Below are 22,115 nucleotides of genomic sequence, written 5' to 3'. Positions count from 1 at the left end.
GTTAATTAATCACTACATGGGAATTGTTCCGTAGAACTAAGAAACTGCTTGTACAAATACGTCCTAATCCTCCTAAGTTGCTCTCCGGATCACTTTCATAATTGCGACAAATCCTATTGCTTTTCTTCCGCTAAGGATCTTCGCATGTGAAAAAAAGGCCGGCCATCGCTGGCCGGCCGAAAGTTTCGAGGGGGATCAGAGTAACCGGCGGCCATCCTCGCGGGTGATGACCACGGTGGAGGAGCGCGGACGCTTGCCCGGGCCATCCGGCCAGGTGCTGAGCAGGTTGGTGCCCGTGGAGCCTTCGCCCGGATGCTGGATGTTGACGAACAGGGTGCGGAAGTCCGGCGTTGCGCTGATGCCGGTCACCTCGGCGCCCAGCGGACCGACCAGGAAGCGCTTCAGTTCGCCGCTGCGCGGATCGGCCACCAGCATCTGGTTGTTGCCGAAGGGGCCGGCGCTCAGTTGGCTGCCGCTCATGTCGGTCTGGATCCAGAGGCGGCCTTCGTCGTCGAACCAGAGGCCGTCGGGGCTGGCGAGGATGTTCTGGGCGGTGAGGGCCTGGCCGTTGGGGCCGCGGCTGTCGGCTTGCGGGCCGGCGAGCAGGAAGATGTTCCAGTCGAAACGCTGGCCAGCGTGGTCGCGGCTGTTTTCGCGCCAGCGGATGATGTGACCGTAGGCATTGGCCGGACGCGGGTTGGCGGCGTCGGCGGTGGTGCGTGCGGTGTTGTTGGTGAGGGTGAAGTACACCTCGCCGTTGTCCGGGTTCACCGCGCCCCATTCAGGGCGGTCCATACGGGTGGCGCCGACGATGTCGGCAGCCAGGCGGGTATTGATCAGCACCTCGCCCTGGTCGGCGAAACTGACACCGGCAGCCTGGCAGGCCTTGAGGAAGTTGCTGTCGTTGATGTCCAGGGCCAGCCAGTCGCCGCTGCCATCGGCATTGAAACGCCCGACGTAGAGGGTGCCGTCGTCCAGCAGGCTGCCGTTGGCCTGACCAGGGCGGTACTTCTCGCGGCTGACGTACTTGTAGATGTACTCGTTCTGCGAGTCGTCGCCGGAGTAGCAGACCACCGGGCGGCCCGGTTTCACCGGGGCGAAGATCAGGCCTTCGTGGGCGAAGCGGCCGAGGGCGGTGTGCTTGACCGGGGTGGACTCCGGGTCGAAGGGGTCGATCTCGACTATCCAGCCGAAGTGGTTGGGCTCGTTGCGGTAGTCGCCCTTGGCCTCGGCGGCCTTGCGGGTGGCGTCAAAGCGCTCGAACTCGTCGCCGGAGAGGGTTTCCCAGCCGAAGCGGCTGGCGTTGCGCAGGCCGTAGCGCTTGAGTTCCCGCGGCAGGTCCGCATCGCGGGTGGCGAAGTAGCCGGCCCAGTTCTCCTCGCAGGTGAGGTAGGTGCCCCAGGGGGTGAAGCCGTTGGAGCAGTTGTTCTGGGTGCCGCGGGTGGCGGTACCTTGTGGGCTGTAGCGGGTCTGCAGCAGTTTGTGGCCGCGGGCCGGGCCGGTGATTTCCATATGCGTCGCGGCGGTGATGCGGCGGTTGCGGCGGCTCGGCACCACTTCCCACTCACCGCTCACATTGCGGCGGATTTCCACCACCGAGACGCCGTGGGCGTTGATTTCCTTCCGTACTTCCTCGGCACTGACGCGCTTGCCGTCCACCAGGGTCGCGCCGTTGGGATGCAGCAGCGGGGCGTCGATGTATTCATGGTTCAACACCAGCAGCCCGTGGTCCGAGCGCTTGCCTGAGCCGCGACGGGCGTCGATGGGGAAGAAGTGCATGCCGTCGTGGTGCATGCCGACCTGCTCAGCCTGGTCCTGGGCGCTATTGCTGGCGTCATCGGCGAATGCCGGATAGCGACCGGTGATGGGGGTGCCCCAGGGAATGAAGGGGGTCGCCTTGTAGCCCGGCGGCACGCTGATGGTGTCGGCGCGGCCGGTAGGAATGGCGTCGAAGGGCAGGCGCGAACGGAACCGGAAGGGCTGGCCGTTGGGCTGGGGCTCAGCCGCCAGTGCTTCGCCCGGAATGGCTGCGCCGAGGAAGGCGAGGGCGCTCATGGCGGCTCCGCCGACCAGTACCTGGCGACGATTGAGGCCACCGATCAGGTCGTTGATGTGCGGATTGTTGGTGGTGTTGCTCGGGAGCTCGTCGCCATTGCCAAAGAGCACGGCATTCTCGTTGTGTTGATTCAAGGTGGATCTCCATGCGGGCGAATCGACGGAGCTCTGACGCTAATGGTTGAACGCGACGGAACTGTTACAGGTGAGTGGCGATGTTGTTGCGTGGGGGGTGAGGTTTCGTCTTCAGTGATGTGCGAGAACCTGCTCAGTCTGCCTGATGGCGAAGATCAGGGCGCCGCCTTGTAGCTGCTGGATGACCTGGTTGCGGTCGGCGTTCGAGAGGACGAGGCAGCCGTAGCTGCGTCCGGGTACGCCGTGCCGGCGGATGAAGTCGTTTTCCATATAAGCATTGGCATGGATGACGATCGCCCGCTCCTCGGCGTTGCTGTTGCTCAGGCTGAGCCCGATCAGGCGCATGGAGCGACCGTGGCCCGGTTCTTCGCTGTCGAACACCTGCGCGGTGCGGAATAGGCCGAGCGAACTGGCGCGGCTGCCGAAGTCATTGGAGAAGCTGTCGGCGTATCCGTCATGGTCCGGGTCCGAGCCTTTGCCGTGGGAGACCCGGAAGCTGCCCAGCAGCGCGTGGCTGCGGCTGTCGAACAGGTAGAAGCGGGGCAGTGTGGAGGCACGGCCGTAATCGACCACGGCGAACCGCGGGTGCTGGTTCTTCTTCAGGTCGACAAGGATTTCGTCCAGCGCGGGTTGGGAGACCAGCAGTTCGAGGTCCCCTGCTCGAAGGAAGGGGGAGATGAACAGCAGGATCAGTAGCAGGGCTTTCGGCACGGCCGATTCTCCGGGGCGCTTTCTGCTGATTCTAGGAATAGCTCTCGGTCTGGCAACTGCTTGCGGACGACGGGGGCGATCACCTTGCCGATTACGCCTTGTGATGGCGCCAGGAAATCGGGCGCCGCAAAAAAGGAAAACCCCGGTGCAAGCACCGGGGTTCTCTGACTCGCCATGTCCGGCCGATGCGTGGTCGGCCGGTGGCAGTTCCAATTAGTGGAACTGGTTCATGGTGTTGTCTTTACCGCTGGCCTTCAGAGCCGCTTCGCCAGCGAAGTACTCCTTGTGGTTGTCGCCGATGTCGGAGCCAGCCATGTTCTGGTGCTTGACGCAGGCGATGCCCTGACGCAGTTCCTGACGCTGTACGCCTTTGACGTAGGCCAGCATGCCCTGGTCGGCGAAGTACCCTTTGGCCAGGTTGTCGGTGGACAGCGCGGCGGTGTGGTAGGTCGGCAGGGTGATCAGGTGGTGGAAGATGCCGGCGTGGGCCGAACCGTCGCGCTGGAAGGTGCGGATCTTCTCGTCTGCAACCTGGGCCAGCTCGGTTTCGTCGTACTCGACGCTCATCAGCTTGGTACGGTCGTAGGCGGATACATCCTTGCCTTCAGCAACGAACGCATCGAACACTTGCTGACGGAAGTTCAGGGTCCAGTTGAAGGACGGGCTGTTGTTGTACACCAGCTTGGCGTTCGGAATGACCTGACGGATGCGGTCAACCATGGCCTTGATCTGGCCAACGTGGGGCTTCTCGGTCTCGATCCAGAGCAGGTCGGCGCCGTTCTGCAGCGAGGTGATGCAGTCCAGGACGCAGCGGTCTTCGCCGGTGCCCTTGCGGAACTGGAACAGGTTGCTCGGCAGACGCTTGGGACGCAGCAGCTTGCCGCCGCGGTTGATCACCACGTCGCCGTTCTGCAGGTCGGCCGCGCTGATCTCGTCGCAGTCCAGGAAGGAGTTGTACTGGTCGCCCAGGTCGCCCGGTTGCTTGGTCACGGCGATCTGCTTGGTCAGGCCGGCACCCAGGGAGTCGGTACGGGCAACGATCACACCGTCGTCAACGCCCAGCTCGAGGAAGGCGTAGCGAACGGCGTTGATCTTGGCGAGGAAGTCCTCGTGCGGAACGGTCACTTTGCCGTCCTGGTGGCCGCACTGCTTCTCATCGGAAACCTGGTTCTCGATCTGGATGCAGCAGGCACCGGCTTCGATCATTTTCTTGGCCAGCAGGTAGGTGGCTTCCGGGTTACCGAAACCAGCGTCGATGTCGGCGATGATCGGTACCACGTGAGTTTCGTAACCGTCGATCTGGGCCTGGATCTCGTCCTGCTTGGCCTTGTCGCCAGCGGCGCGGGCGGCGTCCAGCGCGGTGAACAGCAGGTCCAGTTCGCGGGCGTCAGCCTGGCGCAGGAAGGTGTAGAGCTCTTCGATCAGGCCGGAGACGGCGGTTTTCTCGTGCATGGACTGGTCGGGCAGCGGGCCGAAGTCGGAACGCAGCGCGGCAACCATCCAGCCGGACAGGTAGAGGTAGCGCTTGTTGGTGGTCTTCAGGTGCTTCTTGATGGAGATCAGCTTCTGCTGACCGATGAAGCCGTGCCAGCAGCCCAGGGACTGGGTGTAGACGGAGGAGTCGGCGTCGTACTCAGCCATGTCCTTGCGCATGATGGCCGCGGTGTACTTGGCGATATCCAGACCGGTCTTGAAGCGGTTCTGGGCGCGCATGCGGGCAACCGACTCGGGGTTGATAGCGCTCCAGCTGTTACCGTTCACTTCTTTCAGTGCGGCAATGGCCTTGATGTCGTTCTGATATGCGGACATGGTCAATCCTTCAAAGTGTGTATTGGTTGAGCACCGACTTTCCCACTCAACAACCTGCGATCTGAAGGTTATTGCGGGTTGCTCACCGCAGCGCGTCGAAGGGTCGACTGGAGGAGATGGAGCCAAGGGCAGAGGGGGACGATATGCAGACTCTCGCACAGATCGTCGGGTGGTTTTGCGCTCTTCGATCGCTTGCCGGTTCGTGGTAACCGATGGGCGATTCGCCGGGCACTGCCTCCGATCTTGCGGTTGTTGCGGGCGCTTCCCCGTCCCTCAGGACAACTTCGTTCCAGTCGCAACCTCGTCGCACTGCCTTGTGGGCTGTCGCAACACGGATCGGCTCGGCTGGTTGGCTGAGAGCGCGGTCCGAAGGCCCTTCTCAGGGCCCCTGGCTAGCGGGAGCGAGGCCATCATGCTCTTTCAAACAGGTGTTCGTCAAACGTTTTGTAGTGTTTTTTTTGGACTACTACATAAGACTTTAGGCGGAGACCGGAGAGTCGAAAAATGCGCGGTCAGTCGACCGCTTCGACCTTGAGGCGCAGGGTCGTGTTCTCCTGGCCCTGGGTGGTGCGGTGGCGCAGGAAGCCGCTCTGGTCGGACTGGCTGCTCTCGTTGATCGCGCCAATGGTGATCCATTCGCCGAGACGGCCGCTGACCGTGGTGTCGGTGCTTTGCACGTCGATGACGCCGGATTGGGTGCTGTTCAGACGGTCGCGGTTATTGCTGATGCTGACGCGCACGAGGTCACCGCTGAGGGTGGCGGTGACATAGAAGCCGCGGGTGACGTTGCGGTACTCGGTATTGCTGTAGAGCTCGCCGTAGGGGCCGCTGCTGGTGGTGGTGAGAGGCACGCTCTGGCCGACCTGGATCAACGCCGGGTAGCCCTCTGTGGTCTGCACCTGCTGCACGCCGCCGCCACGACTGTCGGTGCTGCGACGGATGATGCGCACCTGGTCGCGTCCATGGACTTCACCGCGCCCGGCCTGGACCTCGACGTCGCCGGCGCTGGCCGAACCGTTCACCGCATAGCCGCGGTCACTCTGGAAGTTGCTGTCGCTGGTGTCGACGCTGATCAGCAGGCGCCGTGGCTGGGTGTCCAGTTGGTCGAGCAGGTTGCGCAGCTCGCTGATCTTCGCCGGTTCGGCGTTGACGATGAGCTGGTTGCCGTAGGCGCTGACGCGGCCCTCGTTGCCAAGCACCGACTGCGCCATGGGCAGCAGTTCGTCGGCGGTGCGATAGCGCAGCTGGATCAGCTCCGTGGCGGCCTGCAGGGGCAGGCAGACCAGCAGCAGGAGGGCGGCGAGCAGGGTGCGTGGGGTCATAGCAGGAAGCTCCGCAGGTCGGGGTCGGTGATGCTGAGGTCCCAGGCCTGGTCGAAGCGGGTTTGCTGCAGTCGGGTCCTTCCGGGGTCGTTGTACAGGGCGTAGCCGGAGAACTGTTCAGGCTCGGGACGCACCAGCAGGCCGCGGTCGTCGGCGATGAGATAGGCCAGGTCTTCCGAGGGATGGTCGGGATTGATCCGGCGGATCTGGAAATTGCTGGAAAGGCGTCGGCTCAGGTTGAGGAGGCGGTGACCTTCCTTCACGGCGCGGCTGAGGTCGCGTACCAGGATGCGCAACTGGCATTTCGGGTCGCTGGTCAGCAGGCGGGTGCAGGCCTGCTGGATGGCGCTGTTGTGATAGAGCCAGGGCTCCAGGTCGGGGCTGTACAGGCAGAGGCTGCGGCGTGCCTGCTGCATCAGCGCCAGGGCATGGGCGCGTGCCTCTTCCGGGGCGCTGAAGCGTTCCAGGTGATCGTGGCTGCCCAGGGTGAAGGGCGCCGGTTCACAGCCAGGCGTTTCGCCCTGGGCGGGGGCGGGGTTGTGAACGCTGAAGCGCCCCGGCGACTGGAATTCGATTGCCGGCAGTTCGACGTCGTTCTCAGCGGGGTCCGGGGCGTTCTCGTTCATCTGGGCCTCTACTGGTTTTCGCGCACCATATCCACGTGGGGGATGCCAGCCTCGAGGAACTCGCTGCTGACGACCTTGAAGCCGTGGCGCTCGTAGAATGCGGTGGCATGGACCTGGGCGGAGAGCATCTGGCGCTTCAGGCCGCGACGTTCAGCTTCGGCGATGGCAGCTTGCAGCAGCCGGTCGCCGACCTTCAGTCCACGCCAATCCTTGAGTACCGAAACACGCCCGATGTGGCCATCAGGCAGCAGGCGGGCGGTGCCGATAGCATAGTCCCGCTCGAAGGCGAGAAAGTGCACGGCGTCCGCATCTTCGGTATCCCACTCCAATTCCGGCGCGACGGACTGCTCGGCGATGAATACGGTTTCGCGGATACGTCGCAGGTCGGCATTGTCCTTCTGCCAGTCTGCAACACGGACATGTATCTCACTCATCGGCAAACTCCAGGCTCCCTTGCTTGACCAGTTCCAGAAGAAGCTTACGCCCCTCGTCATCGGCCAGCCATTGGCCGAGATTCTCCAGATGCAGTGCGTCGGCGGCGCAGATCAGCTTCAGCAGTTCCCGCAGGTTGACCGGCAGCAGGCGGCTCTGGCCGCTGGCGAAGAGCACCAGGCCGATATCCACTTCGGACCAGGCCAGACGGGCGCTGGGATTGCGCACCAGCACGGCGCCGTCCTCGATGGCGGCGAGGAAGTCGTCTTCCTCCACCTCGGCGCCGGCCACCAGTTCCGGGTAGCGCGGCTCGGTCATGAACTGGCCGAACCAGGTCAGCAGCAGGCGCTCGTCGCTCATGTGTTCATTGAGCAGCGCCTTCAGGCGATCGAGCGCGTCGCGCTGGATCTGGTGCGGATCGCTGGTGGGTTCGGTGCCGGCGTCGCTGTAGCGCTCTTCGTCCGGAAGGAACTGGGCCAGGAAGTCGGTGAAGTGGGTCAGCACTTCGGCGGCGCTGGGGGCGCGGAAGCCGACGGAGTAGGTCATGCAGTCGTCCTCGGCGATGCCGAAGTGGGCCAGGCGCGGCGGCAGGTAGAGCATGTCGCCCGGCTCCAGTACCCATTCGTCGGTCTGCTGGAAGTCGGCGAGGATGCGCAGGTCGGCATGGGGCAGGAGCGCGCTTTCGGCGTCGCACATCTGGCCGATCTTCCAGCGGCGGCGGCCCTGGCCTTGCAGCAGGAAGACGTCGTAGTTGTCGAAGTGCGGCCCTACACCGCCACCCGGGGCGGCGAAGCTGATCATCACGTCGTCGATGCGCCAGCTGGGCAGGAAGCGGAACTGCTCCAGCAGTTCGGCGACATCCGGGACGAACTGGTCGACTGCCTGGACCAGCAGGGTCCAGTCCTTCTCGGGCAGGTTCTGGTAGGTGTCTTCGGCGAAGGGGCCGCGGCGCAGCTCCCAGGGGCGTTCGCCGTGTTCGAGCACCAGGCGCGATTCGACTTCCTCTTCCAGGGACAGGCCCGCCAGCTCGTCAGGCGAGATGGGGCTTTCGAAATCGGGGATGGCTTGGCGAATCAGGAGCGGCTTTTTCTGCCAGTAATCGCGCAGGAATTCGCGCGCGGTAAGGCCGCCCAGAAGTTGAAGAGGAGTATCAGGATTCATGTCTAAGCCTTTGAAATAAAAACGCCCGGCACAGCCGGGCGTGCATTGGTTCAAAACCGATCAGATGCGCTTGGCCTGGGCTACGGCGTTACCGATGTAGCTGGCGGGGGTGAGTTTGCGCAGTTCGGCCTTGGCCTCGGCCGGGATGTCCAGGCCATCGATGAAAGTCTGCAGGGCTTCAGGGCTGATGCCTTTGCCACGGGTCAGTTCCTTGAGCTTCTCGTACGGATTCTCGATCGCGTAGCGGCGCATCACGGTCTGGATCGGCTCGGCGAGGACTTCCCAGCAGGCATCCAGATCTTCAGCAATGCGCTGAGCATTCAGCTCCAACTTGCTGATTCCCTTGAGGGTGGCTTCATAGGCGATGACGCTGTGGGCGAAGCCGACACCGAGGTTGCGCAGCACGGTGGAGTCGGTCAGGTCGCGCTGCCAGCGGGAAATCGGCAGCTTGCTGGCCAGGTGCTGGAACAGCGCGTTGGCGATACCCAGGTTGCCTTCGGAGTTTTCGAAGTCGATCGGGTTGACCTTGTGCGGCATGGTGGATGAACCGATCTCGCCGGCGATGGTCTTCTGCTTGAAGTAACCGAGGGAGATGTAGCCCCAGACGTCGCGGTCGAAGTCGATGAGGATGGTGTTGAAGCGGGCGATGGCGTCGAACAGCTCGGCGATGTAGTCGTGCGGCTCGATCTGGGTGGTGTAGGGGTTCCAGGCCAGGCCCAGGTCGCCTTCGATGAATTCGCGGGCGTTGGCTTCCCAGTCGACCTCCGGGTAGGCGGACAGGTGGGCGTTGTAGTTGCCCACGGCGCCGTTGATCTTGCCCAGCAGCGGCACGGCGGCGACTTGGGCGATCTGGCGCTCCAGGCGGTAGACCACGTTGGCCATTTCCTTGCCCAGGGTGGTGGGCGAGGCCGGCTGGCCGTGGGTGCGGGAAAGCATCGGGATGTCGGCGAAGCGCACGGCTAGCTCGCGGATGGCGCCGGCCAGTTGGCGCATCAGCGGCAGGATCACCTGGTCACGACCCTCGCGCAGCATCAGGGCGTGGGACAGGTTGTTGATGTCCTCGCTGGTGCAGGCGAAGTGGATGAATTCGCTGACCTTGGCCAGTTCCGGCAGCTTGGCGGCCTGCTCCTTGAGCAGGTACTCCACGGCCTTGACGTCGTGGTTGGTGGTGCGTTCGATTTCCTTGATGCGCTCGGCGTGCTCCAGCTGGAAGTCTTCGGCCAGCTTGTCGAGCAGGGCGTTGGCTTCGGCGGAGAAGGGCGCGACCTCCGGGATGCCGGCATGGGCGGCAAGGCGCTGCAGCCAGCGAACCTCTACCTGGACGCGGCAACGGATCAGGCCGTATTCGCTGAAGATCGGGCGCAGGGCGCTGGTTTTGCCGGCGTAGCGGCCATCTACGGGGGAAACCGCGGTGAGCGAGGAAAGCTGCATGAGGGCGTTCTCGGACAATCGGTCAACGAAAAGGGGCGCACATCATACATGTATTTCGTCGCGCTCGCTGCAGAAGCGCCATGGTCGTCGATACATGGCGCGTCAGGAGTCAGCCGCGCAGGAGGGGATAGAGCTCGTTGAGCAGCTTGCGGCGGCCGAACAGCAGCTGCCAGCGATTGCCGCCGAGCTGGCGCCAGAGGCGCGCGGCACGAATGCCGGTGAGGAGCAGGGCGCGGATTTTCGCGGCGTTGCTGGATTGCTGCAGGTGGCGCATGTCGCCGTGTACCTGGATGCGCTGGCGGAAGGTGCTCAGGGTGTCCTGGTACAGGCTGGCGCAGGCGGCGATGACGTTGTCGTGCACCAGGCCGAAGTGCTGCACCTGCTGCTGGATCTGGTCCAGGCGATTGCCGATGACTTCCAGCATGTCGCCGCGCTTGGCCAGCTGACGTTCCAGGGTGAGCAGGGCGAGGGCGTAGCGCAGGGGCTCGCGCTGCAGGCTGGCGGGTTCGCGCTCCAGGGCGCTGGCCAGGGCCTTGTAGCCGTCGCGCAGGTTGAGGTCGTCGCCGCCGTAGACCTCGAGGGTGTCCTTCGGGTCGCGCACCAGCAGGCTGCCGAGCATGCAGCCCAGCGGCGGCTCGCTGATCTGGCCGGTCTTGGCGATGCGGTCCACCAGGGCGGCGGCTTCGAAGACGGCGCCGAGGGCGACCAGTTGTTCGCGGGTCTGGTTCATGGGCGCTGCACTCCGGCATCCCAGGGCTCGGTGCTCTCGATCACGCCGCCGCCGAGGCAGATATCTCCATCGTAGAACACCACCGACTGGCCGGGCGTGACCGCGCGTTGCGCTTCGTCGAACAGTGCGACGTAACCGTCGGCGGTCTTTTCCAGCGTGCAGGGCTGGTCGCCCTGGCGGTAGCGCACCTTGGCCTTGAGGCGGCGCGGCTGGCTGAGGTCGATGGGGTTGACCCAGTAGATCTCGGAGGCCTTGAGGGTGCGCGAGAACAGCCAGGGGTGTTCGTTGCCCTGGCCGACCACCAGCACATTGCGCGCCAGGTCTTTGGCCAGCACGTACCAGGGCTCGTCGCTGGCATCTTTCATACCGCCGATGCCCAGGCCCTGGCGCTGGCCGATGGTGTGGTACATCAGGCCGTGGTGACGACCGATGACTTCGCCTTCGGTGGTCTCGATATCGCCGGGCTGGGCTGGCAGGTACTGCTTGAGGAAGTCGGTGAAGCGGCGTTCGCCGATGAAGCAGATGCCGGTGGAGTCTTTCTTCTTGGCCGTGGCCAGGCCGTACTTCTCAGCGATGGCGCGTACTTCCGGCTTCTCCAGTTCGCCCACGGGGAACAGGGTGCGGGCGATCTGCTCGCCGCCGACGGCATGGAGGAAGTAGCTCTGGTCCTTGTTCGGGTCCAGGCCCTTGAGCAGTTCGGTGCGATCGTCGATATCGCGGCGGCGCACGTAGTGGCCGGTGGCGATCAGGTCGGCGCCGAGCGACAGGGCGTAGTCGAGGAAGGCTTTGAACTTGATCTCGCGGTTGCAGAGGATGTCCGGGTTCGGCGTGCGACCGGCCTTGTACTCGGCGAGGAAATGCTCGAACACGTGGTCCCAGTATTCCGCGGCGAAGTTGGCGGTGTGCAGCTTGATGCCGATGCGGTCGCAGACGGCCTGGGCATCGGCCAGGTCCACCTTGGCGGTGCAGTACTCGGTGCCGTCGTCCTCGTCCCAGTTCTTCATGAACAGGCCTTCCACCTGGTAACCCTGTTCGAGGAGCAGGAGGGCGGAAACCGAAGAGTCGACGCCGCCGGACATGCCGACTATGACGCGGGTATTGGCTGGATCACGCATGGGAATCTGCACTGGCTGTTAAGCAAAAGCGGAATTCTATCAGGCTGGGCGGTGGTCAGGCGACGCGGATCAGGCTGAGGGGGAAGCGCTCGCCGTCCAGGTAGTCGTCTATGCAGCGCAGGACCAGATGGCTGCGCCAGCGGTCCTGCTCGGCCAGCAGCTCGTCACGGGTCAGCCAGCGCGGGCCGATGATGCCTTCGTCCAGCGGCCGGTCGGGGTGGTGATGCAGAGGGCGTGCCGCGAAGCACACGCGCTGGTAGGTCACGCCGTTGCTCGGCGCCGTATAGAGATAGATGCCGGTGACGGCGGTGAGTTCGACTTCCCAGCCGGTTTCCTCGAGGGTCTCGCGCAGCGCGGCCTGGAGCAGGCTTTCGTCGGCCTCCAGATGGCCGGCCGGCTGGTTGAACACGGCGCGGCCATCGGCTTCTTCCTCCACCAGGAGGAAGCGGCCCTGGTCCTCGACCACGGTTGCGACGGTGATGTGGGGTTGCCAGGTCATCGGAGGGCTCCGGAAAAAGAAAGGCGACATGATAAGGCGCGCAAAGCGCAAAAAAGAAACCCCGGGCACTGGCCCGGGGTCTCCTGTTGCGTCCTGCGGCGATTACGCCAGCAGGCCGTCGATCGCAGCGTTCAGGGTGGCGCTGGGGCGCATTACCTGGCTGGTCAGCTCCGGGTTGGAGCGGTAGTAGCCGCCGATGTCCACGGCCTTGCCCTGGACGCCGTTCAGTTCGGCGACGATGGCCGCTTCCTGTTCGGTCAGGGTCTTGGCCAGCGGAGCGAAGTGGGCCTTCAGCTCGGCATCTTCGTCCTGGGCGGCCAGGGCCTGGGCCCAGTACAGTGCCAGGTAGAAGTGGCTGCCGCGGTTGTCGATTTCACCGACCTTGCGCGAGGGCGACTTGTTGTTGTCCAGCAGCTTGCCGGTGGCTTCGTCCAGGGTCTTGCCGAGCAGCTTGGCCTTGGCGTTGCCGGTCTTGATGCCGGTCTCTTCCAGGGAAACGGCCAGGGCCAGGAACTCGCCCAGGGAATCCCAGCGCAGGTAGTTCTCTTCCACCAGCTGCTGTACGTGCTTCGGAGCCGAACCGCCGGCGCCGGTCTCGTACATGCCGCCGCCCGCCATCAGCGGAACGATGGACAGCATCTTGGCCGAGGTGCCCAGTTCCATGATCGGGAACAGGTCGGTCAGGTAGTCGCGCAGGACGTTGCCGGTCACCGAGATGGTGTCCAGGCCGCGGATCTGGCGCTCCATGCTGGTGCGGATGGCTTCGTTGTAGCCCTTGATGCTGATGTCCAGGCCGGTCAGGTCGTGGTCCTGCAGGTACAGCTCGACCTTCTTCTCCAGCTCGCGGTCGTGGGCGCGCTCCGGGTCCAGCCAGAAGATGGCCGGGGTGTTGGACAGGCGGGCGCGGGTAACGGCCAGCTTGACCCAGTCACGGATCGGGGCGTCCTTGGTCTGGCAGGCACGCCAGATGTCGCCGGCTTCCACTTCATGCTGCATCAGCACGGTGCCATCGGCGGCCACGACGCGCATGGTGCCGTCGGCGGTCATTTCGAAGGTCTTGTCGTGAGAGCCGTATTCCTCGGCCTTCTGCGCCATCAGGCCGACGTTCGGCACGGTACCCATGGTGGTCGGGTCGAAGGCGCCGTTGGTCTTGCAGAAGTTGATCATCTCTTGGTAGATGCGGGCGTAGGTGCTCTCCGGCATCACCGCCTTGGTGTCCTTCTGCTTGCCGTCCTTGCCCCACATCTGGCCGGAGTTGCGGATCATGGCCGGCATGGAGGCGTCGACGATGACGTCGCTCGGGATGTGCAGGTTGGTGATGCCCTTCACGGAGTCGACCATCGCCATTTCCGGACGATGGCTGTACACCTCGTGGATGTCGTGGAGGATCTCTTCCTGTTGGGAAGCCGGCAGCGCCTTGATCTTGTCGTAGACGCTGCTGATGCCGTTGTTCGGGTTGACGCCCAGTTCCTTGAACAGTTCGCCGTACTTGTCGAACACGTCCTTGTAGTAAACGCTGACCGCGTGGCCGAAGACGATGGGGTGGGAGACCTTCATCATGGTGGCCTTGACGTGCAGGGACCACATCACGCCGGTTTCCTTGCAGTCTTGCAGGGTCTTCTCGAAGAAGGCGCGCAGCTTGTTGCAGCTCATGAACATGCTGTCGAGGACTTCGCCGTCCTGCAGGGGGAGCTGCTTCTTGACTTCGACCTTGCCGTCCTTGCCGACGAACTCGATGCGCACGTCACCGGCCTTGGCCATGGTGATGGACTGCTCGCTGGAGAAGAAGTCGCCGCCGCGCATGTAGTCGGCGTGGGAGCGGGAGGCCATGCTCCACTTGCCCATGGAATGCGGGTGCTTGCGGGCGTAGGCCTTGACGGCTGCCGGGGCGCGGCGGTCGGAGTTGCCTTCGCGCAGGACCGGGTTCACGGCGCTGCCCAGGACCTTGGCGTAGCGGGCGCGGACGTCCTTCTCTTCTTCGGTCTGCGGGTCTTCCGGGAATGCCGGAACGCTGTAGCCCAGGGCCTGCAGTTCGGCGATGGCGCCTTTGAGCTGCGGCACGGAGGCGCTGATGTTCGGGAGTTTTACGATGTTGGCGTCGGGCGAGGTGGCCAGAACTGCCAGGTAGGCCAGGTCGTCTTCGATGCGCTTGTCGGCTGCGAGCTTGTCAGCGAAGGAGGCCAGGATGCGTCCTGCAAGAGAGATATCGCGGGTTTCGACGTCGATGCCTGCTGAGGCGGCGAAGGCTTTGACGATGGGGAGGAGCGAGTAGGTGGCGAGCGCGGGGGCTTCGTCGGTGAAGGTGTAGGTTATCTTCGGACGGTTGGACATGAACGTTTAACTCTCTTCTTTTCTGGGCGCGCACAGACTCTCGAAGCGCACTGGTAGACGCATTCGCTCAATGTCGACGTTGAGCTCAGCCGAGAATTGCCGCGGGGGTAATGGAGCGCCAGTAGAGCGTTGTACGACTGAACCATGGTGGTGGTCCGGCCGCTGCGAGGACAGTGAGTCTGGTCCCAGACTGCTCGACCCCGATGACTGTCAAGTCACGGCGCGCAGTATACCACTCCTTTCGGTGGGGCGACGCAGGCCTGTGTTTTCGACTAAGGAAGATATGGTCGATCACCGATTAACTGGAGTAGGCTCACGAGCTGCAAGAGCGTTCTCAACCACAACATGGAGCTCAGCATGGGATACCAAAAGATCCAGGTGCCCGCAGTCGGTGACAAAATCACCGTCAATGCAGATATGTCCCTGAAGGTACCGAACAACCCGATCATCCCCTTTATCGAAGGTGACGGCATCGGCGTCGACATCAGTCCGGTCATGATCAAGGTGGTGGATGCCGCGGTCGCCAAGGCCTATGGCAGCGATCGCAAGATTTCCTGGATGGAAGTCTACGCCGGAGAGAAGGCCACCCAGGTGTATGACCAGGACACCTGGCTGCCGAAAGAGACCCTGGAAGCCGTTCGTGACTACGTCGTTTCCATCAAGGGCCCCCTGACCACGCCGGTCGGTGGCGGTATCCGTTCGCTGAACGTGGCCCTGCGCCAGGAGCTGGACCTCTATGTCTGCCAGCGTCCGGTGCGCTGGTTCGAAGGCGTGCCGAGCCCGGTCAAGAAGCCTGGCGACGTGGACATGGTGATCTTCCGCGAGAACTCCGAAGACATCTACGCCGGCGTCGAGTGGAAGGCCGGCAGTCCCGAGGCCGAGAAGGTCATCAAGTTCCTCACCGAGGAAATGGGCGTCAAGAAGATCCGCTTCACCGAGAACTGCGGCATCGGCATCAAGCCGGTCTCCCAGGACGGCACCAAGCGCCTGGTGCGCAAGGCCCTGCAGTACGCCGTGGATAACGATCGCAGCTCCGTGACCATCGTCCACAAGGGCAACATCATGAAGTTCACCGAGGGTGCCTTCAAGGAGTGGGGCTACGAAGTCGCTCGCGATGAGTTCGGGGCCGAGCTGCTGGACGGCGGGCCGTGGATGCAGTTCAAGAACCCGCGTACCGGCAAGAACGTCGTGGTCAAGGATGTGATCGCCGATGCCATGCTGCAGCAGATCCTGCTGCGTCCGGCCGAGTACGACGTGATCGCCACCCTGAACCTGAACGGTGACTACCTGTCCGACGCCCTGGCGGCCGAGGTGGGGGGGATCGGCATCGCCCCCGGCGCCAACCTGTCCGACACCGTCGCCATGTTCGAGGCGACCCACGGCACCGCGCCGAAGTACGCCGGCCAGGACAAGGTGAACCCGGGTTCGGTCATCCTCTCCGCCGAGATGATGCTGCGCCACATGGGCTGGACCGAGGCGGCCGACCTGATCATCAAGGGCACCAATGGTGCCATCGCCGCGAAGACCGTGACCTACGACTTCGAGCGTCTGATGGATGGCGCCAAGCTGCTGTCGTGCTCCGAGTTCGGCGACGCCATCATTGCTCATATGTGAGCCTGAGGGCGGACACAAAAAGGCCGGTCATCTGACCGGCCTTTTTCATGCCCAAATATTGCGGGGGCTCAAACCTGTACCGTGCTGCCCTGGGGTTGGCTGATGGTGGCAGGTGCTTCGGTGGTGGCCGTGACCGGGCGAATATTCACGGCATGCAGCCCTTTCGGGCCCTGGATGATATCGAAGCTTACCGGCTGTCCAGCCTTTAGCGTCTTGTAGCCGTCCATCTGGATGGCCGAATAGTGGGCGAACAGGTCCTCATCTCGGCCTTCGGCCAGGATGAATCCGTAGCCTTTGGCGTTGTTGAACCACTTGACCTTACCGCTAAGCATGCTGATATCCCTCTGCAAAGGACTCCATCACTGGAGTATCATCCACTTCGACTCCACGCCCTGAAGGCCACCTTGGCCACGCGCGCGGAACCCCTGATACCCGAAGACGGGTATCCACTGGTTGTAACACCGTTTTGCCGTTAGTCAAGGCGTTCTCCGCATCGCCTGAGAAACGGATCAAAGACTTTCCAACGGCCGTTTTTCATTCATCCATGACCTTTATTTCCAGCATGCATGCAAGCAGCCAGATTCGACTAACATTCAATCAGGATGGTCCGCAGCATCATGAGGACGACTCCACCGGCCTGGCGGTGCAAGAGGCCAAGCCGGCCCTGCAGGCGCCACCTATGTATAAGGTGGTGATGTTTAACGATGACTACACCCCTATGGATTTCGTGGTCGAGGTGCTCGAGACGTTCTTCGGTATGAACCGGGAACTCGCCACCAAGATCATGCTGACCGTGCATACGGAAGGCCGGGCGGTTTGTGGCGTGTTCACTCGCGACATAGCCGAAACCAAGGCCATGCAGGTCAATCAATATGCGAGAGAGAGCCAGCATCCGCTGCTCTGTGAGATCGAGAAGGACGGTTAAAGCCGCCGCTTGGGTATGAGGTGAAGCCATGTTGAACCGCGAGCTCGAAGTCACCCTCAATCTTGCTTTCAAGGAGGCCCGCGCCAAGCGTCACGAATTCATGACGGTCGAGCACCTGCTGCTCGCCCTGCTGGACAACGACGCTGCGGCCACCGTGCTGCGCGCCTGTGGCGCGAATATGGACAAACTGCGGCATGACCTGCAGGAGTTCATCGACTCCACCACCCCGCTGATCCCGCAGCACGACGAAGATCGCGAAACCCAGCCGACGCTCGGTTTCCAGCGCGTCCTGCAGCGTGCGGTGTTCCATGTGCAGAGTTCCGGCAAGCGAGAGGTGACTGGCGCCAATGTACTGGTGGCGATCTTCAGTGAGCAGGAAAGCCAGGCCGTATTCCTGCTGAAGCAGCAGAGTGTGGCGCGCATCGATGTCGTCAATTACATCGCCCATGGGATTTCCAAGGTCCCGGGCCACGGTGAGCAGCACGATCACGACCAGGAGATGCAGGACGAGGAGGGCGGGGAGGCCGCTGCTTCCGGCCATCCCCTGGATGCCTATGCCAGTAACCTGAACGAACTGGCCCGCCTGGGGCGCATCGACCCGCTGGTCGGTCGCGAGCCCGAAGTGGAGCGCGTCGCGCAGATCCTGGCGCGCCGCCGCAAGAACAACCCGCTGCTGGTGGGCGAGGCGGGTGTGGGCAAGACTGCCATCGCCGAGGGGCTGGCCAAGCGCATCGTCGACAACCAGGTCCCCGACCTGTTGGCCGACAGCGTGGTCTATTCCCTGGATCTCGGAGCCTTGCTGGCGGGCACCAAGTACCGTGGCGATTTCGAGAAGCGCTTCAAGGCGCTGCTCAACGAGTTGCGCAAGCGCCCGCACGCCATCCTCTTCATCGACGAGATCCACACCATCATCGGTGCCGGTGCGGCGTCGGGTGGGGTGATGGATGCGTCCAACCTGCTCAAGCCGCTGCTGTCGTCCGGTGAGATCCGTTGCATCGGCTCCACCACCTTCCAGGAGTTCCGCGGCATTTTCGAGAAGGATCGCGCCCTGGCGCGGCGCTTCCAGAAGGTCGACGTCACCGAGCCTTCGGTGGAAGACACCGTCGGCATCCTCAAGGGGCTCAAGGCGCGCTTCGAGCAGCATCACCACATCGAATACAGCGACGAGGCGCTGCGTGCCGCGGCAGAGCTGGCGGCTCGCTACATCAATGACCGGCACATGCCCGACAAGGCGATCGACGTGATCGACGAAGCGGGTGCGTACCAGCGTCTGCAGCCGGAGGAAAAGCGTGCCAAGCGTATCGAGGTGGCCCAGGTCGAGGACATAGTCGCCAAGATCGCGCGTATTCCTCCGAAGCACGTGAGCAGTTCCGACAAGGAGCTGCTGCGTAACCTGGAGCGCGACCTGAAGCTGACGGTGTTCGGCCAGGACGCCGCGATCGATTCCCTGTCGACCGCGATCAAGCTTTCCCGAGCCGGTCTGAAGTCGCCGGACAAGCCGGTGGGCTCCTTCCTCTTCGCCGGTCCCACTGGTGTCGGCAAGACCGAAGTGGCGCGCCAGTTGGCCAAGGCCATGGGTATCGAGCTGGTTCGCTTCGACATGTCCGAGTACATGGAGCGGCACACCGTCTCGCGCCTGATCGGTGCGCCTCCGGGCTATGTCGGGTTCGACCAGGGTGGTCTGTTGACCGAAGCCATCACCAAGATGCCGCACTGCGTCCTGTTGCTGGATGAGATCGAGAAGGCCCATCCGGAAGTCTTCAACCTGCTGCTGCAGGTGATGGACCACGGCACCCTGACCGACAACAACGGCCGCAAGGCGGACTTCCGCAACGTGATCCTGATCATGACCACCAATGCCGGGGCTGAGACCGCCGCGCGTCCGTCGATCGGCTTCACCCTGCAGGATCACTCCTCGGATGCCATGGAGGTCATTCGCAAGAGCTTCACGCCGGAATTCCGCAACCGCCTGGATACCGTCATCCAGTTCGGCCGCCTGAGCCATGAGGTGATCAAGAGCGTCGTCGACAAGTTCCTCACCGAACTGCAGGCACAGCTGGAAGACAAGCGTGTGCAGCTGGTGGTCAGTGATGAGGCGCGTGGATGGCTGGCTGAGCGCGGTTATGACGCGCAGATGGGGGCTCGTCCCATGGCGCGGCTGATCCAGGACAAGATCAAGCGGCCGCTGGCAGAGGAGATCCTGTTTGGCGAGCTGGCTGAGCACGGCGGCGTGGTGCACGTCGATGTCAAGGATGAGGAGCTCAGCTTCGAGTTCGAGACCACGGCGGAAATGGCCTGAGGGCCAGAAACAAAAAAGCCCGGCGATTGCCGGGCTTTTTTGTGACTATCCGATCAGCGGGCGCGGTAGGTGATGCGGCCCTTGCTCAGATCGTACGGCGTCAGCTCGACGCGAACCTTGTCGCCGGTGAGGATGCGGATGTAGTTCTTGCGCATCTTGCCGGAAATGTGCGCGGTGACGACGTGCCCATTTTCCAACTCCACACGGAACATGGTGTTGGGCAGGGTGTCGATGACAGTGCCTTCCATTTCGAAGCTGTCTTCTTTCGACATGCAGTAAAGCCCTCGGTATTCAAAGATGAGCCCTGTCGCAGGGGGCGACGGGCAAAAACGGCGTGCATTGTGCCCGAAAACTGCGTCATTCGCCAAGGGCTTCAGCTGAGAGTCACCCAGCGCTGGTTGACGAACAGCTCGATCGGTCGGTACTGGGTCTTGTAATTCATCTTGCGACAGTTCTTGATCCAGTAGCCGAGATAGACGGCCTGGAGTCCCAGGCGGGCGGTTTCGCCGATCTGCCAGAGGATGGCGTAACGGCCGAGGCTGCGGCGTTCCTCGTCAGGGTCGTAGAAGGTGTAGACCGCGGAAAGACCGTTGGGCAGGACGTCGGTAACCGCCACGGCTTTGAGCTCGCCGTTGAGGCGGAATTCGTAGAAGCGGGAAAAGGGCAGGTCGCGCACCAGGAAGGTGGAAAACTGGTCCCGGCTGGGCGGATACATGTCGCCATCGGAATGGCGCTGTTCGATATAGCGGACGTAGAGCGCGTAGTACTCCTCGGTGAACGCTGGGCGTACCGCTGCGACGCTCAGGTCGGCGTTGCGCTTGAGGATGCGCTTCTGCTGGCGGTTGGGGATGAACTGGTCGGCAGGAATGCGCGCTGGCACGCAGGCGTTGCATCGTTGGCAATGGGGGCGGTACAGGTGGTCACCGCTACGCCGGAAGCCCATTTCCGAAAGCTCGGCGTAAACTTCCACGTCCATCGGCTGGCTGGGGTCGAGGAACAGGGTGGTGGCCTGCTCCTCGGGCAGGTAGCTGCATGGATGCGGTTGAGTGGCATAGAACTTGAGGCGAGCCAGCTCGGTCATGATCAACCCCCGGGAAAACCCTTCAGCAAGTGTATGTCAGCCTGCGGGGCTCGCCTAGGCGATCCAGTCTGCGATGTTCGGCTGGTCGAGGTAGAGCTGCAGGTAACGGGAGAACTTCTCCCGGCCGATGGTGCGGGCGCCGAAGCTTTGCAGGTGCTGTGTGGGCATCTGGCAGTCGATCAGCACGAAACCCCATTGGTTCAGGCGCCGAACCAGGGTTGCGAAACCGACCTTGGACGCGTTATCGGTGCGGCTGAACATGGATTCGCCAAAGAAGAGCCGGCCCATGGCCAGTCCATAGAGGCCGCCGACCAGTTCGCCGTCTTTCCAGACTTCCACCGAATGGGCAACGCCACGGCGATGCAGTTCGATGTAGGCAGCCTGCATCTCGGTCGTGATCCAGGTGCCGTCGGTATACCCGCGGGGGCCGGCGCATCCTTCGATGACGGCTGGGAAAGCCTGGTCGAAGGTCACGCTGAAGCGTTCCTGGCGCAGCAGCTTGGCCAGGCTGCGGGATATGTGGATTTCCTGTGGTGGCAGAACGGTGCGCGGATCGGGTGACCACCAGAGGATCGGCTGGCCTTCCTGGTACCAGGGGAAGCAGCCATGGCGGTAGGCCTGGATCAGTCGTTCCGGTGAAAGGTCGCCGCCGGCGGCGAGCAGGCCATTGGGTTCGCGCAGGGCGCGCCCTAGCGGGGGGAAGGCGAGGGAATCGCGTTTGAGCCAGGTGAGCATCGGGGAGGGGAGGGCGGGCCGAAGCCCGCCTTGCCTGTCAGTTGTCGTCGAGGAACTTCTCGGCGTCCAGCGCGGCCATGCAGCCGGCGCCCGCCGAGGTGATGGCCTGGCGATAGACGTGGTCGGCCACGTCGCCAGCGGCGAAAACGCCCGGGATGGCGGTGGCGGTGGCATTGCCTTCCGAGCCGCCCTGGATCAGCAGGTAGCCGTCGCGCATTTCCAGCTGGCCTTGGAAGAGGTCGGTGTTCGGCTTGTGGCCGATGGCGATGAACACGCCGGCCAGTGCCAGTTCCTTGGTGCTGCCGTCGGCGGTGCTCTTCAGGCGAGCGCCGGTCACGCCGGTGTTGTCGCCCAGGACTTCGTCCAGGGTGTGGTTCCAGTGCAGGCGGATGTTGCCGTTGGCGGCCTTCTCGAACAGCTTGTCCTGGAGGATCTTCTCGGAGCGCAGTTTGTCGCGACGGTGGATCAGGTGGACTTCCTTGGCGATATTGGCCAGGTAGAGGGCCTCCTCGACCGCGGTGTTGCCGCCGCCGACCACGCAGACCACCTGGTTGCGATAGAAGAAACCGTCGCAGGTGGCGCAGGCGGAAACGCCCTTGCCGGCGAAGGCTTCCTCGGAGGGCAGGCCCAGGTACTGCGCGGAGGCGCCGGTGGCGATGATCAGTGCGTCGCAGCTGTAGGTACCGCTGTCACCCTTGAGGATGAAGGGGCGTTTCTGCAACTCGGCAGTGTGGATGTGGTCGTAGACAATCTCGGTATCGAAGCGCTCGGCGTGCTTCTGCATGCGCTCCATCAGGACCGGACCGGTGAGGCCTTCGACGTCGCCGGGCCAGTTGTCGACTTCAGTGGTGGTGGTCAGTTGGCCGCCGGGCTGGATGCCGGTGATGACGGTCGGCTTGAGGTTGGCGCGCGCCGCGTACACCGCAGCGGCGTAACCTGCAGGGCCGGAACCCAGAATGATCAATCGGGAATGCTTGACTTCGCTCATAAAAAGGCTCCATAAGTCTTTGTCACGAAAGAGAATGCATGCTCCAATTGAGCATCACGCAAATCGTTGCCGGCTATGCTACACCGAAGCGCGAGACGTCGCCAAAACGCTGGAGC

Annotated in this window: 20 protein-coding genes; 3 read left to right on the top strand and 17 right to left on the bottom strand. The window is 63.2% G+C overall.

The window, feature by feature from the left end; all coding sequences use genetic code 11:
• Positions 1-195 precede the first annotated feature (195 nt).
• The 12 genes from ACFW0H_RS01630 to ACFW0H_RS01575 form a co-directional block, all read right to left on the bottom strand.
• Positions 196-2,190 carry a PhoX family protein gene (locus tag ACFW0H_RS01630; protein ID WP_422912145.1) on the bottom strand — a complete coding sequence of 665 codons (1,995 nt, stop codon included), beginning with the start codon at positions 2,188-2,190 and terminating at the stop codon, positions 196-198.
• 111 nt (positions 2,191-2,301) lie between these two features.
• Positions 2,302-2,901: a murein L,D-transpeptidase catalytic domain-containing protein gene (locus ACFW0H_RS01625; RefSeq protein ID WP_422912144.1), complete on the bottom strand. Its 600-nt coding sequence runs from the start codon at positions 2,899-2,901 to the stop codon at positions 2,302-2,304.
• A 213-nt stretch (positions 2,902-3,114) separates the two neighbouring features.
• Positions 3,115-4,710 carry an isocitrate lyase gene (locus ACFW0H_RS01620; RefSeq protein ID WP_422912143.1) on the bottom strand — a complete coding sequence of 532 codons (1,596 nt, stop codon included), beginning with the start codon at positions 4,708-4,710 and terminating at the stop codon, positions 3,115-3,117.
• A gap of 512 nt (positions 4,711-5,222) precedes the next feature.
• Positions 5,223-6,032, bottom strand: a complete 810-nt coding sequence (locus ACFW0H_RS01615; RefSeq protein WP_422912142.1) for a secretin N-terminal domain-containing protein — start codon at positions 6,030-6,032, stop codon at positions 5,223-5,225.
• Positions 6,029-6,658: a DUF7931 domain-containing protein gene (locus ACFW0H_RS01610; RefSeq protein ID WP_422912141.1), complete on the bottom strand. Its 630-nt coding sequence runs from the start codon at positions 6,656-6,658 to the stop codon at positions 6,029-6,031. The genes ACFW0H_RS01615 and ACFW0H_RS01610 overlap by 4 nt, the downstream gene beginning before the upstream one ends.
• 8 nt (positions 6,659-6,666) lie before the next feature.
• Complete coding sequence (locus tag ACFW0H_RS01605; protein WP_422912140.1) at positions 6,667-7,092, bottom strand: GNAT family N-acetyltransferase; 426 nt, start codon at positions 7,090-7,092, stop codon at positions 6,667-6,669.
• Entirely contained in the window at positions 7,085-8,251 is a 1,167-nt protein-coding gene (locus ACFW0H_RS01600; RefSeq protein ID WP_422912139.1) for a ribosomal protein uL16 3-hydroxylase, read from the bottom strand. Before ACFW0H_RS01600 ends, ACFW0H_RS01605 begins: the two co-directional genes overlap by 8 nt.
• Positions 8,252-8,311: 60 nt before the next feature.
• Complete coding sequence (gene purB / locus ACFW0H_RS01595) at positions 8,312-9,682, bottom strand: adenylosuccinate lyase (protein WP_422912138.1); 1,371 nt, start codon at positions 9,680-9,682, stop codon at positions 8,312-8,314.
• A gap of 109 nt (positions 9,683-9,791) precedes the next feature.
• Entirely contained in the window at positions 9,792-10,412 is a 621-nt protein-coding gene (hflD, locus tag ACFW0H_RS01590) for a high frequency lysogenization protein HflD (RefSeq protein ID WP_422912137.1), read from the bottom strand.
• A complete protein-coding gene (gene mnmA / locus ACFW0H_RS01585) occupies positions 10,409-11,527 on the bottom strand; it encodes a tRNA 2-thiouridine(34) synthase MnmA (protein ID WP_422912136.1) in 1,119 nt (372 codons plus the stop codon). The genes hflD and mnmA overlap by 4 nt, the downstream gene beginning before the upstream one ends.
• A 55-nt stretch (positions 11,528-11,582) precedes the next feature.
• Positions 11,583-12,026 (bottom strand): NUDIX hydrolase, encoded by a 444-nt coding sequence (locus tag ACFW0H_RS01580; protein WP_422912135.1) that lies wholly within the window; start codon positions 12,024-12,026, stop codon positions 11,583-11,585.
• Positions 12,027-12,128: 102 nt separating this feature from the next.
• Complete coding sequence (locus ACFW0H_RS01575) at positions 12,129-14,357, bottom strand: NADP-dependent isocitrate dehydrogenase (RefSeq protein WP_422912134.1); 2,229 nt, start codon at positions 14,355-14,357, stop codon at positions 12,129-12,131.
• Between the two features lie 357 nt (positions 14,358-14,714).
• Here ACFW0H_RS01575 and icd point away from each other — a divergent pair, with 357 nt between their 5' ends.
• Positions 14,715-15,971 carry an NADP-dependent isocitrate dehydrogenase gene (gene icd / locus ACFW0H_RS01570; protein ID WP_422912133.1) on the top strand — a complete coding sequence of 419 codons (1,257 nt, stop codon included), beginning with the start codon at positions 14,715-14,717 and terminating at the stop codon, positions 15,969-15,971.
• 68 nt (positions 15,972-16,039) lie between these two features.
• On the opposite strand, the gene cspD is transcribed toward icd, so the two are convergent.
• A complete protein-coding gene (cspD, locus tag ACFW0H_RS01565; protein WP_422912132.1) occupies positions 16,040-16,303 on the bottom strand; it encodes a cold shock domain-containing protein CspD in 264 nt (87 codons plus the stop codon).
• Positions 16,304-16,533: 230 nt separating this feature from the next.
• Here cspD and clpS point away from each other — a divergent pair, with 230 nt between their 5' ends.
• Together clpS and clpA are read left to right on the top strand one after the other, a co-directional pair.
• On the top strand, positions 16,534-16,896 hold the full coding sequence (clpS, locus tag ACFW0H_RS01560) for an ATP-dependent Clp protease adapter ClpS (protein WP_044872983.1): 363 nt from the start codon (positions 16,534-16,536) through the stop codon (positions 16,894-16,896).
• 28 nt (positions 16,897-16,924) lie between these two features.
• Positions 16,925-19,195 carry an ATP-dependent Clp protease ATP-binding subunit ClpA gene (gene clpA / locus ACFW0H_RS01555; protein ID WP_422912131.1) on the top strand — a complete coding sequence of 757 codons (2,271 nt, stop codon included), beginning with the start codon at positions 16,925-16,927 and terminating at the stop codon, positions 19,193-19,195.
• Positions 19,196-19,248: 53 nt separating this feature from the next.
• Here the strand turns inward: clpA and infA are convergent, their stop codons facing one another.
• The 4 genes from infA to trxB all read right to left on the bottom strand — a co-directional run bounded on the left by infA (position 19,249) and on the right by trxB (position 21,999).
• Complete coding sequence (infA, locus tag ACFW0H_RS01550) at positions 19,249-19,467, bottom strand: translation initiation factor IF-1 (RefSeq protein ID WP_016492441.1); 219 nt, start codon at positions 19,465-19,467, stop codon at positions 19,249-19,251.
• 101 nt (positions 19,468-19,568) lie between these two features.
• Complete coding sequence (locus tag ACFW0H_RS01545; protein WP_422912130.1) at positions 19,569-20,276, bottom strand: arginyltransferase; 708 nt, start codon at positions 20,274-20,276, stop codon at positions 19,569-19,571.
• A gap of 54 nt (positions 20,277-20,330) precedes the next feature.
• The gene (gene aat / locus ACFW0H_RS01540; protein WP_422912129.1) at positions 20,331-21,011 is read right to left on the bottom strand and encodes a leucyl/phenylalanyl-tRNA--protein transferase; all 681 of its coding nucleotides are present in this window, start codon (positions 21,009-21,011) and stop codon (positions 20,331-20,333) included.
• A 37-nt stretch (positions 21,012-21,048) separates the two neighbouring features.
• The gene (trxB, locus tag ACFW0H_RS01535) at positions 21,049-21,999 is read right to left on the bottom strand and encodes a thioredoxin-disulfide reductase (protein ID WP_422912128.1); all 951 of its coding nucleotides are present in this window, start codon (positions 21,997-21,999) and stop codon (positions 21,049-21,051) included.
• Between the last annotated feature and the right edge of the window lie 116 nt (positions 22,000-22,115).

Origin of the sequence: Metapseudomonas cellulosilytica (assembly GCF_049334135.1) — a bacterium.
Classification (GTDB): domain Bacteria; phylum Pseudomonadota; class Gammaproteobacteria; order Pseudomonadales; family Pseudomonadaceae; genus Metapseudomonas.
The sequence above is the reverse complement of the archived record's forward strand: the minus strand, read 5'-3'. Positions and strand labels throughout refer to the sequence as shown.

What these genes read in the sequence shown, in the direction of transcription:
- clpA (WP_422912131.1), top strand. Translation starts at nt 16,925, where the DNA reads ATGTTGAACCGCGAGCTCGAAGTCACCCTCAATCTTGCTTTCAAGGAG.
- mnmA (WP_422912136.1), bottom strand. Translation starts at nt 11,527, where the DNA reads ATGCGTGATCCAGCCAATACCCGCGTCATAGTCGGCATGTCCGGCGGC.
- hflD (WP_422912137.1), bottom strand. Translation starts at nt 10,412, where the DNA reads ATGAACCAGACCCGCGAACAACTGGTCGCCCTCGGCGCCGTCTTCGAA.
- aat (WP_422912129.1), bottom strand. Translation starts at nt 21,011, where the DNA reads ATGCTCACCTGGCTCAAACGCGATTCCCTCGCCTTCCCCCCGCTAGGG.
- ACFW0H_RS01580 (WP_422912135.1), bottom strand. Translation starts at nt 12,026, where the DNA reads ATGACCTGGCAACCCCACATCACCGTCGCAACCGTGGTCGAGGACCAG.
- ACFW0H_RS01620 (WP_422912143.1), bottom strand. Translation starts at nt 4,710, where the DNA reads ATGTCCGCATATCAGAACGACATCAAGGCCATTGCCGCACTGAAAGAA.
- ACFW0H_RS01575 (WP_422912134.1), bottom strand. Translation starts at nt 14,357, where the DNA reads ATGTCCAACCGTCCGAAGATAACCTACACCTTCACCGACGAAGCCCCC.
- cspD (WP_422912132.1), bottom strand. Translation starts at nt 16,303, where the DNA reads ATGCTTAGCGGTAAGGTCAAGTGGTTCAACAACGCCAAAGGCTACGGA.
- ACFW0H_RS01605 (WP_422912140.1), bottom strand. Translation starts at nt 7,092, where the DNA reads ATGAGTGAGATACATGTCCGTGTTGCAGACTGGCAGAAGGACAATGCC.
- infA (WP_016492441.1), bottom strand. Translation starts at nt 19,467, where the DNA reads ATGTCGAAAGAAGACAGCTTCGAAATGGAAGGCACTGTCATCGACACC.
- ACFW0H_RS01615 (WP_422912142.1), bottom strand. Translation starts at nt 6,032, where the DNA reads ATGACCCCACGCACCCTGCTCGCCGCCCTCCTGCTGCTGGTCTGCCTG.
- clpS (WP_044872983.1), top strand. Translation starts at nt 16,534, where the DNA reads ATGCATGCAAGCAGCCAGATTCGACTAACATTCAATCAGGATGGTCCG.
- purB (WP_422912138.1), bottom strand. Translation starts at nt 9,682, where the DNA reads ATGCAGCTTTCCTCGCTCACCGCGGTTTCCCCCGTAGATGGCCGCTAC.
- trxB (WP_422912128.1), bottom strand. Translation starts at nt 21,999, where the DNA reads ATGAGCGAAGTCAAGCATTCCCGATTGATCATTCTGGGTTCCGGCCCT.
- icd (WP_422912133.1), top strand. Translation starts at nt 14,715, where the DNA reads ATGGGATACCAAAAGATCCAGGTGCCCGCAGTCGGTGACAAAATCACC.
- ACFW0H_RS01545 (WP_422912130.1), bottom strand. Translation starts at nt 20,276, where the DNA reads ATGACCGAGCTGGCTCGCCTCAAGTTCTATGCCACTCAACCGCATCCA.
- ACFW0H_RS01600 (WP_422912139.1), bottom strand. Translation starts at nt 8,251, where the DNA reads ATGAATCCTGATACTCCTCTTCAACTTCTGGGCGGCCTTACCGCGCGC.
- ACFW0H_RS01610 (WP_422912141.1), bottom strand. Translation starts at nt 6,658, where the DNA reads ATGAACGAGAACGCCCCGGACCCCGCTGAGAACGACGTCGAACTGCCG.